General features: G+C 61.2%; 14 protein-coding genes and 1 tRNA gene. 5 read left to right on the top strand and 10 right to left on the bottom strand.

Features of this window, described 5'->3' with window-relative positions:
* Window positions 1-58: 58 nt before the first annotated feature.
* Window positions 59-622 (bottom strand): Shufflon-specific DNA recombinase, encoded by a 564-nt coding sequence (locus tag KDX39_RS21470; RefSeq protein WP_231661734.1) that lies wholly within the window; start codon window positions 620-622, stop codon window positions 59-61.
* A gap of 114 nt (window positions 623-736) precedes the next feature.
* Window positions 737-813, bottom strand: a tRNA-Arg gene (locus tag KDX39_RS21475).
* A 342-nt stretch (window positions 814-1,155) separates the two neighbouring features.
* On the opposite strand from KDX39_RS21475, the gene gabD reads away from it, so the two are divergent.
* The 4 genes from gabD to KDX39_RS21495 all read left to right on the top strand — a co-directional run bounded on the left by gabD (window position 1,156) and on the right by KDX39_RS21495 (window position 6,354).
* Window positions 1,156-2,598: an NADP-dependent succinate-semialdehyde dehydrogenase gene (gene gabD, locus KDX39_RS21480; protein ID WP_231661735.1), complete on the top strand. Its 1,443-nt coding sequence runs from the start codon at window positions 1,156-1,158 to the stop codon at window positions 2,596-2,598.
* Between the two features lie 189 nt (window positions 2,599-2,787).
* Complete coding sequence (gene gabT / locus KDX39_RS21485; RefSeq protein WP_231661736.1) at window positions 2,788-4,068, top strand: 4-aminobutyrate--2-oxoglutarate transaminase; 1,281 nt, start codon at window positions 2,788-2,790, stop codon at window positions 4,066-4,068.
* A gap of 160 nt (window positions 4,069-4,228) precedes the next feature.
* Window positions 4,229-5,611, top strand: a complete 1,383-nt coding sequence (locus KDX39_RS21490) for an HDOD domain-containing protein (RefSeq protein WP_231661737.1) — start codon at window positions 4,229-4,231, stop codon at window positions 5,609-5,611.
* A gap of 185 nt (window positions 5,612-5,796) precedes the next feature.
* Window positions 5,797-6,354: an HD domain-containing protein gene (locus KDX39_RS21495; protein WP_231661738.1), complete on the top strand. Its 558-nt coding sequence runs from the start codon at window positions 5,797-5,799 to the stop codon at window positions 6,352-6,354.
* 52 nt (window positions 6,355-6,406) lie between these two features.
* Here the strand turns inward: KDX39_RS21495 and cadR are convergent, their stop codons facing one another.
* Complete coding sequence (gene cadR, locus KDX39_RS21500; protein ID WP_099228777.1) at window positions 6,407-6,853, bottom strand: Cd(II)/Pb(II)-responsive transcriptional regulator; 447 nt, start codon at window positions 6,851-6,853, stop codon at window positions 6,407-6,409.
* Between the two features lie 85 nt (window positions 6,854-6,938).
* Here cadR and KDX39_RS21505 point away from each other — a divergent pair, with 85 nt between their 5' ends.
* On the top strand, window positions 6,939-9,176 hold the full coding sequence (locus KDX39_RS21505) for a heavy metal translocating P-type ATPase (protein ID WP_231661739.1): 2,238 nt from the start codon (window positions 6,939-6,941) through the stop codon (window positions 9,174-9,176).
* Window positions 9,177-9,317: 141 nt separating this feature from the next.
* On the opposite strand, the gene hutG is transcribed toward KDX39_RS21505, so the two are convergent.
* From hutG to KDX39_RS21540, 7 genes are all read right to left on the bottom strand, one after another.
* Window positions 9,318-10,121, bottom strand: coding sequence for an N-formylglutamate deformylase (hutG, locus tag KDX39_RS21510; protein WP_231661740.1), 804 nt, complete (start codon window positions 10,119-10,121; stop codon window positions 9,318-9,320).
* Window positions 10,122-10,132: 11 nt separating this feature from the next.
* A complete protein-coding gene (gene hutI, locus KDX39_RS21515) occupies window positions 10,133-11,338 on the bottom strand; it encodes an imidazolonepropionase (RefSeq protein WP_231661741.1) in 1,206 nt (401 codons plus the stop codon).
* A gap of 16 nt (window positions 11,339-11,354) precedes the next feature.
* The gene (locus KDX39_RS21520; protein WP_231661742.1) at window positions 11,355-12,731 is read right to left on the bottom strand and encodes an amino acid permease; all 1,377 of its coding nucleotides are present in this window, start codon (window positions 12,729-12,731) and stop codon (window positions 11,355-11,357) included.
* A gap of 103 nt (window positions 12,732-12,834) precedes the next feature.
* Window positions 12,835-14,382, bottom strand: a complete 1,548-nt coding sequence (gene hutH, locus KDX39_RS21525) for a histidine ammonia-lyase (protein WP_231661743.1) — start codon at window positions 14,380-14,382, stop codon at window positions 12,835-12,837.
* Between the two features lie 94 nt (window positions 14,383-14,476).
* On the bottom strand, window positions 14,477-16,018 hold the full coding sequence (locus tag KDX39_RS21530; protein ID WP_231661744.1) for an HAL/PAL/TAL family ammonia-lyase: 1,542 nt from the start codon (window positions 16,016-16,018) through the stop codon (window positions 14,477-14,479).
* Window positions 16,019-16,030: 12 nt separating this feature from the next.
* On the bottom strand, window positions 16,031-16,861 hold the full coding sequence (locus KDX39_RS21535) for a quaternary amine ABC transporter ATP-binding protein (RefSeq protein ID WP_099228770.1): 831 nt from the start codon (window positions 16,859-16,861) through the stop codon (window positions 16,031-16,033).
* The gene (locus KDX39_RS21540; RefSeq protein WP_004880400.1) at window positions 16,858-17,709 is read right to left on the bottom strand and encodes an ABC transporter permease; all 852 of its coding nucleotides are present in this window, start codon (window positions 17,707-17,709) and stop codon (window positions 16,858-16,860) included. The genes KDX39_RS21535 and KDX39_RS21540 overlap by 4 nt, the downstream gene beginning before the upstream one ends.
* Window positions 17,710-17,784: the final 75 nt, after the last annotated feature.

The following is a 17,784-nucleotide window of genomic DNA, read 5'->3' on the forward strand; positions in this document are numbered from 1 at the left end:
GTCGGGTCGCATCATGAGGTGCTGGCTCCGGAGGGAATCGGGAGCACAGCATCCAGGATCATCTGGCCGCTTTGAATGTGGTGTTAATGGAGCGCTTACCTTCAATGGGGTCCAGTCGTCGCGAGCGTTCGTCGTTGTAGCTTGGACGGCTGACCATCCTGACCGGGTTCTCGGCAAGGTGAATTCCCCACTCGCGGCGAGCGACCTCAATCACACACTGAAACAACGCAAGCTCACGCTTCACCGTGTTGCCTTTGCGAATCTTCAGGCGCTCGTCACAGTAGCGCGCAAAATCTGAAGAGGTGAGGGTGGCAACGATGCGCGTTGCCAGTGGATGACGCTTGAGCGCTTCCAGGCGTTTGATTTCCGAGTACGCGCCCTTGTGCTTCGGAGCAATCTCGGAGATGTAGCGATCGATGAGTTGATGAAAGGCGGTGCGTTCAGCCTCGACGCGAGAGACAAAGATGCCCCTGTCGATTTCGCTTTCGATCATGCGTGCCCAGGCTTGGGCATCGGATTTGGTTTCGAAGGTTTTGCGCTGGGCTGGATAGCCCTTACGGCGAATTTGAGCTTCCCACTGTCCTTTACTAACAGCTAGGCCGCGATTCCTGATTGTTGCCATTTCGACTATTGCCGCCACGTTAAGGTGTGGCAAATTTGTGGCAAAAACGACTTTCAGGACTAGGACAGGTTTCTGGCAGTGGAGCTAACCCCTTGTAATACAAGGGATAGAAGATGGCGCACCAGGCGGGATTCGAACCCACGACCCCTGCCTTCGGAGGGCAGTACTCTATCCAGCTGAGCTACTGGTGCAACGCGGGCGCCATGATACTCATCTGATGGGCGGGCGTCCATGCTGGCGAGCGGCTGTTGTCGATTTCGCACGCTTTACCCGACCCGTGCCTGAAAACCACGCAAAACCTCCAATCCCACCTGAACACCCCGTTCTTTTTTTCGAACAGGCTATTGTCCTTTACCCCAGCAGTCCCTAGGATTCGTTTGAGATTTCAAACGTTCTTGTTCGGTCTTCGCGCTTTCTTGCGCCGCGCATCGCTCAGGCCGATGGAATGTTTTCCCGGCGATGACTTCCAACGGGGGTGCATCGATATTCATTTGTTCGCTCCGCCCTTGTGCGGTGCTGTTTAGGAGGCCGACATGCAGCTCAAAGATTCCAAACTGTTCCGCCAGCAAGCCTACATCAACGGCCAGTGGCTGGATGCGGACGGTGGTCAGTCGATCAAGGTCAATAACCCTGCTACCAACGAGATCCTCGGGACTGTGCCGAAAATGGGCGCGGCCGAGACGCGTCGTGCGATCGAGGCGGCCGACAAGGCGCTGCCCGCCTGGCGTGCGTTGACCGCCAAGGAGCGGGGCAACAAATTGCGTCGTTGGTTCGAGCTGATGATCGAGAACCAGGACGACCTGGGTCTGTTGATGACGCTGGAGCAGGGCAAGCCGCTGGCCGAGGCCAAGGGCGAGATCGCTTACGCCGCTTCCTTTATTGAGTGGTTCGCGGAAGAAGCCAAGCGCGTCTACGGCGATGTGATTCCCGGTCACCAGCCGGACAAGCGCCTGATCGTGCTCAAGCAGCCGATTGGTGTGACCGCTGCGATTACGCCGTGGAACTTCCCGGCCGCGATGATCACCCGTAAAGCCGGTCCTGCGCTGGCGGCGGGTTGCACCATGGTGCTCAAGCCTGCTTCGCAGACGCCTTACTCTGCACTGGCGCTGGCTGAACTGGCCGAGCGTGCGGGTATTCCGGCGGGCGTGTTCAGTGTGGTGACGGGCAGCGCGGGCGATATCGGCAGCGAGCTGACCGGCAACCCGATCGTGCGCAAGCTGTCCTTCACGGGCTCGACCGACATTGGTCGTCAGCTGATGGCCGAATGCGCCAAGGACATCAAGAAAGTCTCGCTGGAACTGGGCGGCAACGCGCCGTTCATCGTGTTCGACGATGCCGACCTGGATAAGGCGGTTGAAGGCGCGATGATCTCCAAGTACCGCAACAACGGTCAGACCTGCGTCTGCGCCAACCGTATCTACGTGCAGGATGCGGTGTACGACGCGTTCGCCGAGAAGCTCAAGGTTGCCGTGGCCAAGCTCAAGATCGGTAACGGTCTGGAAGAAGGCATCACCACCGGTCCGCTGATCGACGACAAGGCCGTGGCCAAGGTCAAGGAACACATTGCCGACGCCGTGAGCAAGGGCGCTAAAGTGCTGACCGGTGGCAACAGCATGGAAGGCTCGTTCTTCGAACCGACTATTCTGGTCAACGTGTCGAAAGATGCCGCCGTCGCGAAGGAAGAAACCTTCGGCCCGCTGGCACCGCTGTTCCGTTTCAAGGATGAAGCCGAAGTGATCGAAATGGCCAACGACACCGAGTTCGGTCTGGCGTCGTACTTCTATGCTCAGAACATGAGCCGCGTGTTCCGCGTGGCCGAGGCGTTGGAATACGGCATGGTGGGTATCAACACCGGCCTGATCTCCAACGAACTGGCACCGTTCGGCGGCATCAAGTCCTCGGGCCTGGGCCGTGAAGGCTCCAAATACGGCATCGAAGATTATCTGGAAATCAAATACCTCTGCCTGTCGGTCTGATCCAGACCGTCTGGCCAGAGTTATTGCAGCCGATGGCGCGCGAGAGCGACGTGTCATCGGCTTTTGCTGCACCCCAAACTTATTGGTGGCCTGAAGGCTGCGACAGTCGATCATCGTATGCTGTTGCAACTGATCCAGCCCGCTTGATCCTTGAGCTACGCCGACCGATGAGCGGCGAATGAGGAATACATGAGCAAGACAAACGACTCCCTGATGCAACGCCGCCATGCTGCCGTCCCGCGTGGCGTGGGTCAGATTCACCCGATCTTCGCTGCTTCGGCCAGGAACGCCACCGTTACCGACGTTGAAGGCCGTGAGTTCATCGACTTCGCGGGCGGTATTGCGGTACTGAACACCGGTCACCTGCACCCGAAAATCGTTGCTGCCGTGCAGGAACAGCTGACCAAGCTGACGCACACCTGCTTCCAGGTGCTGGCTTACGAACCGTATGTCGAGCTGTGCGAGAAGATCAACGCCAAGGTGCCGGGTGATTTCGAGAAGAAAACCCTGCTGGTGACGACCGGTTCCGAAGCGGTCGAAAACGCCGTCAAGGTTGCCCGCGCGGCCACTGGCCGTGCTGGCGTGATCGCCTTCACTGGCGCTTACCACGGCCGCACCATGATGACCCTGGGTCTGACCGGCAAGGTCGTGCCGTACTCGGCTGGCATGGGCCTGATGCCAGGCGGTATCTTCCGTGCGCTGTACCCGTGCGAGCTGCATGGCGTGAGCGTTGACGATTCCATCGCCAGCATCGAACGCATCTTCAAGAACGACGCCGAGCCGAAAGACATCGCCGCCATCATCATCGAGCCTGTGCAGGGCGAAGGTGGTTTCTACGTGGCGCCGAAAGCCTTCATGCTGCGTCTGCGCGAGCTGTGCGACAAGCACGGCATTCTGCTGATCGCTGACGAAGTGCAGACGGGCGCTGGCCGTACCGGTACGTTCTTCGCCATGGAGCAGATGGGCGTTGCGGCCGACCTGACCACCTTTGCCAAGTCCATCGCAGGCGGCTTCCCGCTGGCGGGCGTGTGCGGCAAGGCCGAGTACATGGACGCCATCGCGCCGGGCGGTCTGGGCGGTACCTATGCCGGTAGCCCGGTGGCCTGTGCGGCGGCGCTGGCCGTGCTGGATATCTTCGAAGAAGAGCACCTGCTGGAGCGTTGCAAGGCGGTCGGCGAGCGTCTGGTCACTGGCCTGAAAGCCATCCAGGCCAAGCACCCGGTCATCGGCGAAGTTCGTGCGCTGGGCGCGATGATTGCGCTGGAGCTGTTCGAAGACGGCGACTCGCACAAGCCGAACGCAGCGGCCGTGGCTCAGGTTGTGGCCAAGGCACGTGACAAGGGTCTGATTCTGCTGTCGTGCGGCACCTACGGCAACGTCCTGCGCGTGCTGGTTCCGCTGACTGCCGAAGACGAACTGCTGACCAAAGGTCTGGCCATTCTCGAAGAATGTTTCGCTGAAATCGCCTGATCCGCTGTGCGGTCACGGATTGGTTGATTTGTGACCAAACAGACAAAAAAAGCCCGTTTCGACGGGTTTTTTTTGGTCTGAACGAAGGTATTTCACTGTTTTGGCTATATCCGGGCGAAGGCTTTGGCTAAGGTGAACGCATCGATGTCGGAGAGTCCTGATGACTGCTGTAGTTTTACCCGCGGTACCTCGCGTATTGATTGCTGAGTCCGATCCGTGGGTTCGCGAAACTCTCAGCGAGCTGGTGCTGAGTGTGCGTGGTGATATCGAGCTGGAGATGTGCACCGACGGCAGGCAAGCCATCGAATGGATGAAAAAACACCTGCCGGACCTGGTTATTGCTGCACGTGAGCTGCCCGCCATCGATGGGCTGAGCCTCTTGCGCGGCATTCGCAACCTGCGTCGTCAGCCGCCGATCCCGTTCATTCTGATCAGTAACCGCAGTGATGCGGCCAGCGTGCGTGAGGTGTTGCCGCTCGCGCCGACGGCTTATCTGACCAAACCCCTGGATACTGTGGGCCTGAAGCAGCGTCTGGAAGGGTTGCTGCTGGGCCGTCGTTCGGCTGCACCGGGCGACATGCCTGCGCTGACGCCGGGTTTGACGTTGATGAAGTTTCTGGAAAAGCGTCGCGATGTGGCCGATGGCGCGCCGCTGTTTGTTGATGTGCCCAACGCTATTCAACTGAGCCAGGGGTCAAGCGGGCTGGATGCGACGCTACTGGAGCAGGAGTTGCGCAACGATCCGCACATCACGGCAGTGTTGATCGCCGCCGCAAACACGGCGGCCCAACATTTGGGAAAGCCTGTGCAGACGCTGGGTGGCGCGATGGCGGTGCTGGGCGCACCGCAGACGGCTACCATCGCGTCGGGTCTGGCCAAAAAGCGCATGGCGGTGCTGACCAGCGACGCGTTGCTGGCCAAGGCCAGTCAGTTCTGGACCCTGTCGCAACGTACGGCCGATTACGCCCGGATTCTGGGTGGCATGCTGGAACTGGATGTCGAGCGCTGCTTCTGTGCCGGATTGCTGCAATCGTTGGGCGATCTGGCGGTGCTGGGCTGTCTGCAGGAATGGTTGCTGGCGGGCGGTGAGCTGAATGAACAGGCAATCGATCAAGCGCTGGAGCAACACTCGGCGTCCTTCGGTTCTGCGCTGCGCACTCGCTGGCGTCTGCCGCTGGAGTTGCGCGAGCTGATCGCGGCGGTGTATCAGTACAACACCGGCATCTACAAGCGCGAGGTTCTGGCGATGAACCTGGCGGGCCAGATGGCGCAGTTGGGCGAGGAAGACAGCGTCACCCAGTTGCTCAAGACCAAGTCGGCCAAGTTGCTGAAACTCAGCGTCGGGGATTTGCAGCGCCTGCGTAAGAAACTGACGGGGGTGACCGATCCGAGTCTGTTGGCGCCCTTGGTGGTGGAGCCTGAGACCGCTGAGGAGCAGAGCGCCGAGGATGACGGGCCAGACCTCCTGGACCTGACACCCGAGCCGCCAGCGGCCGAAGAGCCCGAGCCCGAGCAAAGCATTGAGGATGTCCCGAAGGCTTGAGCTGGATGCGTTGTAGCGGTTCTCACGATCCGTGTCCGGCATTACTCACAGCTCTCGCTGGAAGAATGCAGAACCTTGTGGGAGGCGGCTTGCCGGCGATGCTCCACCATTGCCTGACCTGACGCCATCGCCGGCAAGCCGCCTCCCACAGGGTGATCTGACCCCCTCAGCATAGGAACCACTTGATGCCCACCCTCGACCTGCAACATCTCTACAACAAAGCCTGGCTGTTCGCGTCTCAAGCTCATGTCGGGCAGACGATGACCAGTTCGGATCTGCCTTACACCACCCACGTGGCGATGGTTGCCAATGAGCTGATCTTTGCCCATCGCGAGGAACCCGTGGGTGCATTCGAGATTGCCCTGCCTGCTGCGTTGTTGCATGACGTAGTGGAAGACACCGATGTGACGACGGCGCAGTTGCAGGAGGCGTTTGGCGCAGAGGTCGCATCGACCGTTGCATGCCTGAGCAAGAACCTGATCGTGCCGTTTTCCGAGGAGCGTTATTTTCAGGGTATCGCTGAGCATTCCCGTGAAGCGGCGGCGGTCAAGCTGTGCGACCGCATCACCAATCTGCAGTCAGCGCCTGCCAAATGGACGCATGCCAAGCGAGCGTCCTACCTGATCGAGTCCGAGCAGATCCTGAATGCGTTGGGCCATGCGAACGGCTACCTGAGGCAACGGCTTGGCGCCGCCATGGCGCGTTATCAGGTTCTGTATGTGGATGGCTTCGAAGCGGTGTGATCAGCCGGATCATGACGCGAAGCATCGGCACGATCCGGTCGGGCATTGAGCCTCAATGACTGTGACTGCGCCCCACATGCGAGGGCTCGCCTTCGGGTGAGGCGACGGCGCCGGTGACTTCCAGCCTTTCCAGAATCGCGCAGTGATCGGCCTCGCCGCTGCCGCAACGTTGGCGCAGATCAAGCAGCTGTTGCTGCAGCGCCTGCAGGCTGGCGACCCGGGCGTTGACGTGTTCGATGTGCTCGTCGATCAGCGCATTGACGCTTTCGCATTGATCCTGCGGGCTGTCGCGCAGATTCAGCAGGCTGCGAATCTCTTCCAGCGTCATGTCCAGGCTGCGGCAATTGCGGATGAACGACAGCCGCTCGACGTGAGCCTGAGTGTACAGCCGGTAATTGCCATCGCTGCGCGCGGGGGCGGGCAGCAGACCTTCACGTTCGTAATAACGGACAGTTTCGACCTGCGTATCCGTCAACTTCGCCAGTTCACCGATCTTCATGGGCTGCCTCTCGTTTTTAGTGCTTGACCCTATAGTGGCTACAGGGTGTTCACTTGGCAACAAGCAGAATCCAGGAGCGCGCCAAATGGGCCCGATCAGCAAAGCTACCCCGACACACGGTCATGACGAGCACGAAGACGTGCACGCAGAACATGCGCATTCTTGCTGTTCCAGCAAGGCAGCGCCCGCCGTCGTGACGCTCGATAACGCCTCGTCAGCCGATGCACGGTTGAGCAGTTTCCGTATCGAAGCAATGGACTGCCCGACCGAGCAGACCCTGATCCAGAACAAACTGGGCAAGCTGGCGGGCGTGCAGAAACTGGAATTCAACCTGATCAATCGCATCCTCGGCGTCTGGCATGACTTGCCGTCGACCGATCCGATTCGCGAGGCCATCGGTTCGCTGGGCATGCAGGCCGACCTGATCGAAGAGGGCGCGACTTCAGACGCCGCGGCTGCTCCTGCGCCGAAGAAACACTGGTGGCCACTGGCGCTGTCCGGTGTCGCGGCGCTGGCAGCCGAAGTGGTGCATTTTGCTTCGCTGGGTCCGACCTGGGTCGTTGCGCTGCTGGCGCTGGTGTCGATCTTCAGTTGCGGCCTCACGACCTACAAAAAAGGCTGGATTGCGCTCAAAAACTTCAATCTGAACATCAATGCGCTGATGAGCATCGCCGTGACCGGCGCCGTGCTGATCGGGCAATGGCCTGAGGCGGCCATGGTGATGTTCCTGTTCACGGTGGCCGAACTCATTGAAGCCAAGTCGCTGGATCGTGCGCGTAACGCAATCAGCGGTTTGATGCAGTTGACGCCGGAGATGGCGACGGTTCGCCAGTCGGATGGCGTTTGGCTGGAAGTTGATGCTAAAACGGTTGAAATGGACGCCATTGTGCGGGTAAAGCCTGGCGAGCGTATCGCGCTGGACGGTGAAGTCGTGTCCGGACAATCGACCATCGATCAAGCCTCGATCACCGGGGAAAGCCTGCCGGTTGAGAAGGCCGTGGGCGACAAGGTGTTTGCGGGGACCATCAATCAGGCGGGTTCGCTGGAGTATCGCGTCACGGCGGCGGCGAATAATTCGACATTGGCGCGGATCATCCATGCCGTTGAAGCGGCCCAGGGTTCGCGTGCGCCGACCCAGCGCTTCGTCGACAGCTTCTCGCGTATCTACACGCCGGTGGTGTTCGTGGTGGCGTTGGCGGTTGCGCTGGTGGCTCCGCTGTTCTTTGGCGGCGCGTGGTTCGACTGGATCTACCGTGCGCTGGTACTGCTGGTCGTCGCGTGCCCGTGTGCGCTGGTGATCTCCACGCCTGTGACCATCGTCAGTGGCCTGGCGGCTGCGGCGCGCAAAGGTATTTTGATCAAGGGCGGTGTGTACCTGGAAATGGGCGAGAAGCTGGATTATCTGGCCCTCGACAAGACCGGTACCTTGACGCATGGCAAGCCGGTGCAGACTGATTATGTTGCGCTGCATAACGAGGCAGCCGACACCGCGCCTGCCATCGCCGCAAGCCTTGCCGGTCGCTCCGATCATCCGGTTTCTCAAGCCATTGCCAAGGCGTCCGAAGCGGGCGCTGCCGTGCATGACGTGGTGAACTTCGAAGCGCTGGGCGGGCGCGGCGTGAAGGGCGAGATCAATGGCCGCCTGTACCATCTGGGCAATCATCGTCTGGTGGAAGAGCTGGGTCTGTGCTCGCCTGAACTGGAGGCACGTCTGGATGCGCTGGAAATGCAGGGCAAGAGCGTGGTGCTGCTGCTCGACTCAACCGGTCCGCTGGCGCTGTTTGCCGTAGCCGATACGGTCAAGGAAACCAGCCGTCAGGCCATCGCCGAGCTGCATGAACTGGGTATCAAGACCCTGATGCTGACGGGCGACAACCCGCACACGGCCAAGGCGATTGCCGATCAGGTGGGCATCGATCAGGCGCAGGGCAACCTGCTTCCTGCGGACAAGCTGGCGGCGATTGAAGGGTTGTACGCGCAGAATCATCGCGTCGGGATGGTTGGCGACGGCATCAACGATGCGCCTGCGCTGGCACGATCCGAGATCGGTTTCGCGATGGCGGCGGCGGGGACGGATACGGCGATCGAAACGGCGGATGTTGCGCTGATGGACGATGATCTGCGCAAGATCCCGGCGTTTATTCGCCTGTCGCGCCGGACCTCGACCGTGCTCAAGCAGAACATCGTCCTGGCGATTGTCACCAAAGTGCTGTTCATCGGTATCACCTTCGCGGGGCTGGCGACCATGTGGATGGCAGTGTTTGCCGACATGGGGGTCAGTTTGCTGGTGGTGTTCAACGGGTTGCGATTGCTCAAGAAGTGAGCGCTGGCTGATCCTGCCGTTGCGTGTGGCAGACAACAGAGTGTGGGAGGCGGCTTGCCGGCGATCGCGTCAGGTCAGGTGGCGAAGGGTTGTCTGACCGTCCGTATCGCCGGCAAGCCGCCGTCCACAGTAATCGTGTGTTCACCTGCCAAACCGCTCCTGGCCCCAGGCAATAAAGGTTTCCAGCAACGGTTTCAGGACGTTGCGGGTCGGTTCGGCAAGGTCAGGGCGGTAATGGAACGGGGCGAATTCTTCCATGTAGGTGCTTTGCGCCAGTTCCAGTTGCACGGCGTGGATGTTGTTTGCCGGGTCGCCGTAATGGCGGGTGATGTGGCCACCCTTGAAGCGGCCGTTCAGCACATGGCTGTAATCCTTGGCCGCCGCGCAGACCTGTTCCAGTCTGCTGGCCAGTTCCGCATCGCAGCTGGCGCCGTTGAAGGTGCCGAGGTTGAAGTCCGGCAGGCGGCCGTCGAACAGGTGCGGAACGTGGCCGCGAATCGAGTGCGCGTCGAACAGCAGCGCGTAGCCGAACTCGTCGCGCAGCCGTTGCAGTTCCTGCTCCAGTGTCTGGTGGTACGGCGTCCAGATCCGCTCCAGATACTGCGCACGCTCTTCATCCCCCGGTGCCAGGCCGTCCTTGAACAGAGGCACGCCGTCGAACAGGATCGACGGAAACAGCCCCGTGGTCGCACCGGCATACATCGGTTTGTCGTCAGCAGGGCGATTCAGGTCAATCACAAAACGCGAATATTCGGCCGCCAGGGTGCTGGCGCCCAGTTCTGCAGCGAAGTCGTACAGACGCGGAATGTGCCAGTCGGTGTCGGGCAGGCTCAGCGCTTCGTCTACGAGCCCCGCTTCCACGGCGGGCGTGAGCTTGAGGCCCGCGTGGGGCATGCTGATCAGCAGCGGAATACGGCCGCGGGTGAATGTCAGAACGTTGTCCACAATCTTCTCCTTTAAACCAGTGATTCCATGCCATGACGCACGATGCGTTTGTCCAGATCGCCGCCCAGCCAGTACGCCAGGTCAGCCGGTCGCTCGATGTCCCAAGCGACGAAATCCGCCGTCTTGCCGACTTCCAGAGAACCGTGTGTGTCGCCCATGCCCAGCGCCTTTGCGGCGTTGAGCGTGACGCCCGCCAGTGCTTCTTCAGGCGTCATGCGAAACAGCGTGCAGGCCATGTTGAGCATCAGGCGCAGCGACAGGCCGGGTGAGGTGCCGGGGTTCATGTCGGTGGAAATCGCGATAGGCACGCCGTGTTTGCGCAGCGCATCCATGGGCGGCAGTTGCGTCTCGCGCAGGAAGTAGTAGGCGCCCGGCAACAGGACTGCGACGGTGCCCGACGCCGCCATGGCGATGACGTCGTCTTCGGTCATGAACTCAAGATGGTCCGCTGACAGGGCCTTGTAACGCGCGGCCAGACTTGAACCGCCCAGCGATGAAAGCTGTTCGGCGTGCAATTTTACCGGCAGCCCGAGCTGACCCGCGGTGATGAACACCTGCTCGACCTGCGCCGGGGAAAACGCCAGGTATTCACAGAACGCGTCCACGGCATCCACCAGCCCTTCGGCGGCCAGCGCCGGGAGCATTTCGTTGCAGATGTGATGGATGTAATCGTCAGCGCGATTGGCGTATTCAGGCGGCAGCGCATGCGCGGCCAGACAGGTGCTGCGGACGGTGACCGGCTGGGTATTGCCGAGACGCCGGATCACCCGCAACAACTTGCGCTCGTTCTCCAGATCCAGCCCGTAACCTGACTTCATCTCGACGGTGGTCACGCCATCCTTGAGCAGATGCCGCAACCTGCGCTCAGCGCTGATGTACAGCTCGTCCTCGCTCGCGGCACGCGTAGCACGCACGGTGCTGGCGATCCCGCCGCCGGCAGCTGCGATGTCGGCGTAGCTCACGCCTTGCAGCCGCTGCTCGAATTCGCCGCTGCGGTTGCCGCCGAACACGGTGTGGGTGTGACAGTCGATCAGACCCGGCGTGACCCACGCCCCGCCCAGATCGACGCAACTCTCAGCGCCCTGTTCTGCCAGTTGATCCAGAGGCCCGATCCATTCGATGTACGCTCCGGAAGTCACGATGGCGGCATCCTCGATGATCGAGTATTTGCCGTGTGCCATGGTTGCGATGTGACAGTTCTTCCAGAGCGTTTTCATCCGGGGCCTCCTCAGGCTAGGGGACAGGTATCAGCGATTTGGGTTTGACCCAGAGACGGTAGGCGATGACCAGCAACACGATCCAGATCGCGCCGACGATCAGCGCGGCGCGGTTGTCCGGGAAATAGCCCAGCACGCCGAAGATAAACAGCATGAAGACGATGGCGGCGGCAGGTGCATACGGCCAGAACGGCACCGGGAATTTCAGCTCGGCGACTTCTTCGGCGCTCATGGCGCGGCGCATCGCGACCTGAGTCAGCAGGATCATCAGCCAGACCCAGACGGTGGCGAAGGTGGCCAGCGAGGCGATCAGCAGGAACACGTCTTTGGGGATCAGGTAGTTGAGCACCACGCCGCCCAGCAGCGTCACGCCCATGATCAACACAGTCATCCACGGCACGCCCTGACGCGACAGGCGCGCAAAGCTGGCCGGAGCCTGACCGTCGCGAGCCAGTCCATACATCATGCGGCCTGCGCCGAAGATGTCGCTGTTGATGGCCGACACGGCGGCTGAAATCACCACGATGTTGAGAATGGTAGCGGCCGACGCGATGCCCAGATTGTCGAAAATCTGCACGAACGGGCTGCCCTGTGTGCCGATCTGCTGCCATGGATAGATGGACATCAGTACGAACAGCGTCAGCACGTAGAACAACAGGATGCGCAGCGGCACGGCGTTGATCGCACTGGGCAGCGAGCGTTGCGGATCCTTGGCTTCACCGGCGGTAATACCGATGACCTCGATACCGCCAAAGGCAAACATCACCACGGCAAACGATGCAATCAGACCCGCGACGCCATTGGGCATGAAGCCGCCATGCGCCCACAGGTTACTGATACCGATCTCTGTGCCTGTGGTCGAGCTGCCGATGCCGAACAGCATGATGCCGAAGCCCGCCAGAATCATTGCGATGATCGCGCCGACCTTGAGCAGCGACAGCCAGAACTCGGTTTCGCCAAAGACTTTCACGTTGCACAGGTTTAGCGCGGCAATCAGAAACACGATGCCCAGCACCCAGATCCAGCGCGGCACTTCCGGGAACCAGAAGCCCATGTAGATCCCGAACGCGGTGACGTCGGCGAGGCAGACGATGATCATCTCGAACGCGTAGGTCCAGCCCAGTACGAAGCCTGCCAGCGGGCCGAGATAGCGCGTGGCGTAGTGGCTGAACGAACCGGCCACCGGGTGATGCACGGCCATTTCGCCCAGCGCACGCATGACCATGAACACGGCGGCACCGCCGATCAGGTAGGCCAGCAATACCGCAGGCCCCGCCTGTTGAATCGCCGAGGCGGAGCCGTAGAACAACCCTGTGCCGATGGCAGAGCCCAGGGCCATGAAGCGAATGTGGCGGGCGGATAACCCGCGTTTCAAACCATCTCGTGACGTCATTTCAGGTCCATTTCATTACTGGTATGGCTATAGCTGCGAGAACGCCTGCATCCGGCTTCCCGCAGCGACAGACCATGGCGAGCCCTGCCAGGCTCGCGGTGCATCACAGACTCGGTAGCAGACGTGCAGGAACCAATGGGTTCAGGCAAGTTGAGGACAACAGCTGGCTGGCAGCTTCAATGTCCGGTGCGAAAAAGCGGTCTTTGTCGTAGGACGGGACCTTGCTGCGCAACAGGGCTCGGGCCTGCTCCAGTTTCGGAGAGGTTTTCAGACCATTGCGCAGGTCCAGACCCTGACACGCAGCCAGCCATTCTACGGCAAGAATCCCGCGAACGTTTTCTGCCATTTCCCATAACCGCTTGCCGGCGGCGGGCGCCATCGACACATGGTCTTCCTGGTTGGCCGATGTCGGCAGGCTGTCGACACTATGCGGGTGGGCCAGCGCCTTGTTTTCACTGGCCAATGCGGCGGCAGTGACCTGGGCGATCATGAACCCGGAATTGACCCCGCCATTGGCCACCAGAAACGGCGGCAGCTGCGACATGTGCTTGTCCATCATCAGCGAAATGCGCCGCTCGCTGAGCGAGCCGATTTCGGCAATGGCCAGCGCCAGGTTGTCCGCTGCCATGGCGACCGGCTCGGCGTGGAAGTTGCCGCCGGAGATCACGTCGTTTTCGGCGGCGAACACCAGCGGGTTGTCGGACACGGCGTTGGCTTCGATTTCCAGCACTTCGGCAGCCTGACGCAACTGGGTCAGGCAGGCGCCCATGACTTGTGGCTGGCAGCGCAGCGAGTAGGGGTCCTGAACCTTGTCGCAGTTGCGGTGCGACTCGGACACTTCGCTGCTTTCACCCAGCAGGTCGCGGTAGCAGGCAGCCGAATCGATCTGACCGCGCTGGCCGCGTGCGGCATGAATACGTGCGTCGAACGGCGAGCGCGACCCCAGCACCGCTTCGACCGTGAGCGAGCCGCAGGTCAGTGCGGCGGCGAACAGGTCCTCGCCTTCGAACAGGCCGCGCAGCGCATAAGCGGTCGAGACCTGCGTGCCGTTGAGCAGCGCCAGACCTTCCTTGGCGGCGAGGGTCAGCGGTGTCAGTCCTGCGACTTTCAGGGCATCGACTGCAGTGAGCCATTCACCCTTGTAGCGCGCCTTGCCTTCACCCAGCAGCACCAGCGACATGTGCGCCAGCGGCGCGAGGTCACCGGAGGCGCCCACCGAACCCTTGAGCGGAATGTGTGGATAAACCTCGGCATTGATCAACGCAATCAGCGCGTCGATGGCCACCCGACGAATCCCCGAGAAGCCCCGGCTCAGGCTGTTGACCTTGAGCACCATGATCACCCGCACCAGTTCGTCGCTGATCGGCTGACCGACACCGGCGGCATGGGACAACACCAGCGAACGCTGCAGGTTCTCCAGGTCTTCACTGGCAATACGCGTCGAGGCCAGCAGGCCGAAACCGGTGTTGATGCCGTACGCCGTGCGGTTTTCGGCCAGGATGCGCTCGACGCACGCCACGCTGTCGTCGATCTGCTGGTCTGCGCTGGCATCGAGTGTCAGGGTCACGGGCCGCTGATAAATGGCGCGCAATTGCGCCAGGGTCAGTTGGCCGGGAATCAGGTTGAAGGCGTGGGCAGATGGGGTGGTCACGATGCAGCTACTCCTTGATTGATGTCGGGCGTGCACGCTTCTTGAACGCGCCGCCGTCGGCCCGGCGTGGATAACACCGGGCCTTGACCGCTTTTTATTGGATTGCCGTGTGTTCGCGGCAGCGCTGGAAAACCCTTTCCAGCGTCTGTTGTTCGTTGATCAGTGCCGCGCTGCTGGCGATGTCCGGCGCCAGCCAACGGTCTTCGTCGTAGGCTGGAACCCGCTCGCGCAATAGCTGCCAGGCCATGTTCGTCCCGACGCCAAAGCGCTGGGCCTTGAGAAACTCGAAGGCCTGCGCCGCCAGCAGGTATTCAATGGCGAGGATTTGCGTCGCGTTGCCCAGCACCTTGTGCAGTTTCAGCGCAGCGCTGGTGCCCAGGCTCAAGTGATCTTCCTGCAGGCCGGACGTGACGTAGTTATCCACAACCGCCGGTTGCGCCATCTGGCGGTTTTCTGCGCACAGCGAGGCGGCGACGTACTGGACGATCATCATTCCCGAATTGACGCCCGGCTGGCTGACCAGAAACGCCGGCAGGCCGCTGACCATCGGATTGATCAGACGGTCCAGACGACGCTCGGCAATCGAGCCCAGTTCGGCGACGGCCATGCACAAAAGGTCCGCCGCCATCGCCACCGACTGGCCGTGCGGATTGGCTTGGGACACCACGCGGAAGGCGTCGGGTGTGCCGAGCAGCAGCGGGTTGTCGGTGACCGAATTCAGTTCTGTCTCGATCTGGCGGATGGCATGTGCCAGTTGATCGCGGGTTGCGCCGTGCACCTGCGGAATCGAACGAATGCTCAGCGCATCCTGAGTCCGAATGCCCTGACTGCCGGCGAGCACTTCGCTGCCTGCCAACAGGCTGCGCAGGTTGTTGCCGACGACCTGCATGCCCGGATGCGGCTTGAGCGCAAGAATGCTTTCATCGAACGCGTCCAGTTGACCGCGCAGCGCTTCAAAGGTCATGGCACCGATTACGTCGGCCCATTGGGTCAGACGTTCGGCATCGGCGATGGCCAGACAGCTCAGCCCGGTCATGCAAGGCGTACCGTTGACCAGACACAATCCGTCTTTCGCGCCGAGCATGACGGGTTTGAGACTCTCCTCATCCAGCGCCTGCTGTGCAGAGACGATCTGCCCGCGATAGCTGACCTGACCGACGCCTAGCAAGGCGACGCCGACGTGGGCCATGTGGGTCAGATAACCCACCGAACCCTGCGCCGGGACCTGAGGCGTGATGCCGTGGTTGAGCAGAGCCAGCAGTGCTTCGACCACTTGCCGATGAATGCCGGATTTGCCCTGGCTGTAATTGAGCAGGGCGGCGCAGATGATCGCGCGGGTCTGTTCGTCGGTCAGTGGTGCGCCGACGCCGCAGGCATGGCTGAGCAGGGTGTTGCGCGACAGGCGACTGAGCTGCTCGCCTTCCAGCGACACATTGCATAACGCGCCCAGGCCGGTGTTCACGCCGTAGGCACGCTCGCCGCTGGCCACGATCTGCCGGACGATGGCCTGGGCGTTGTCGATCCTTGCCCATGCGGCGTCGGACAGCCTCAGTTGCGCCCCATGCCGGGCGACGGCCACCACGTCCTGCCAGCGCGCCGGGGCGTCACCAATGACGATCTGTTCTGCTCGCGACATCTGCGACGATCCTTAAAGAGTGGCCACGCGGCGCTGAACGAAACGATCCACGTAATCGTCGGCGGGCGAGTGAAGGATTTCTTTGGGCGTGCCGACCTGAATCAGCCGCCCGTCCTTGAGAATCGCGATCCGGTTACCGATGCGCACCGCTTCATCCAGATCGTGGGTAATGAATACGATGGTCTTGTGCAGCGTGGCCTGCAGTTCCAGCAACTGGTCCTGCATTTCGGCGCGGATCAGCGGGTCGAGGGCGCTGAACGCTTCGTCCATCAGGATGATGTCGGTGTCGGCCGCCAATGCACGCGCCAGCCCGACACGCTGGCGCATGCCGCCGGAAAGCTGGTGCGGGTACTTGTTTTCGTAGCCGCTCAGGCCGACCGTGGTGATCCAGTGACGCGCGCGTTCATCGCACAGCGCCTTGGTCTCACCGCGCACTTTCAGACCGTAGGCCACGTTGGCGAGCACAGTCTTGTGCGGCAGCAGGCCGAAGCTCTGGAACACCATGCTGATCTTGTGTCGGCGAAACTGGCGCAGTGCTTCCATGTCGTAGCGCAGGATGTCTTCGCCATCGACCAGAATCTCGCCGCTGGTAGGGTCGATCAACCGATTGAAGTGTCGCACCAGTGTGGATTTGCCCGAGCCGGACAGGCCCATGATCACGAAGATCTCGCCACTGGCAATCGACAGCGACAAATCGTTCACGCCGACGACGCAGCCGGTTTTGGCCAGCACCTGATCCTTGCTCTGATTCTGCTGGACCATCGCCAGCGCTTCCTTTTCGCGACCGCCGAAAATCTTGAACACGTTGCGTACGACTATCTTGTTCTGTTCCGCACTCATCATTTCTGCGCCTCATGCCGTGGGCGGCCGTAGGCCTGCGTGATGCGGTCGATCACGACCGCCAGAATGACGATTGCCAGTCCCGCTTCCAGTCCGCGTCCGACGTTCAGAGTCTGGATGCCGACCAGTACGTCCTCGCCCAGCCCGCGAGCGCCGATCATCGAGGCGATCACCACCATCGACAGCGCCATCATGGTGGTCTGGTTGATCCCGGCCATGATGCTGGGCATCGCCAGCGGCAGTTGCACGCCGAACAGTTGCTGCCAGCGATTGGCACCAAACGCGTTGATGGCTTCCATGACTTCGCCATCGACCTGACGGATTCCCAGATCAGTCAGGCGGATCAGCGGCGGCGCGGCATAGATCACGGTGGCGAAGATCGCTGGAACCTTGCCCAGACCGAACAGCATCAGCACCGGAATCAGGTAAACGAAGCTGGGCATGGTCTGCATGATGTCCAGCAGTGGCATCAGCACCGAACGCAAGCGGTTGCTGCGCGCCGAGAGGATGCCCAGCGGGATGCCGATTAGTACGGCAATGATCGTGGCGACCAGCATCAGCGCCAGGGTTTGCATCAGTTTGTCCCATAACCCGACCGCGCCGACCAGAAACAGCAGGCCGACGATCACCACCGTGGTAACGACCTTGCGCGTGGCGTGCCAGGCGATGCCGCCGACGATCAGCAGCATCAGCCACCACGGCGCCATGCGCAGCAGGCCTTCCAGATTGACGATGGCCCACAGCAGCGTGTCTGAGATGTGGCGGAACACGTCGCCGTATTGGGTCACCAGCGAGTCGACGCCGTCATTGACCCAGTTGGCGATCGAGAAAGTGAAGCTTTCAGGGAACATAAGCGGCTCTCAAGTAAGGTGTATCGGACTCACGAACGGGCAACCGGACCGGTACTCTCAGGCCGGCTGCCCAGT

It is taken from the genome of Pseudomonas sp. CDFA 610, assembly GCF_021147865.1.
Taxonomy (GTDB): domain Bacteria; phylum Pseudomonadota; class Gammaproteobacteria; order Pseudomonadales; family Pseudomonadaceae; genus Aquipseudomonas; species Aquipseudomonas alliivorans.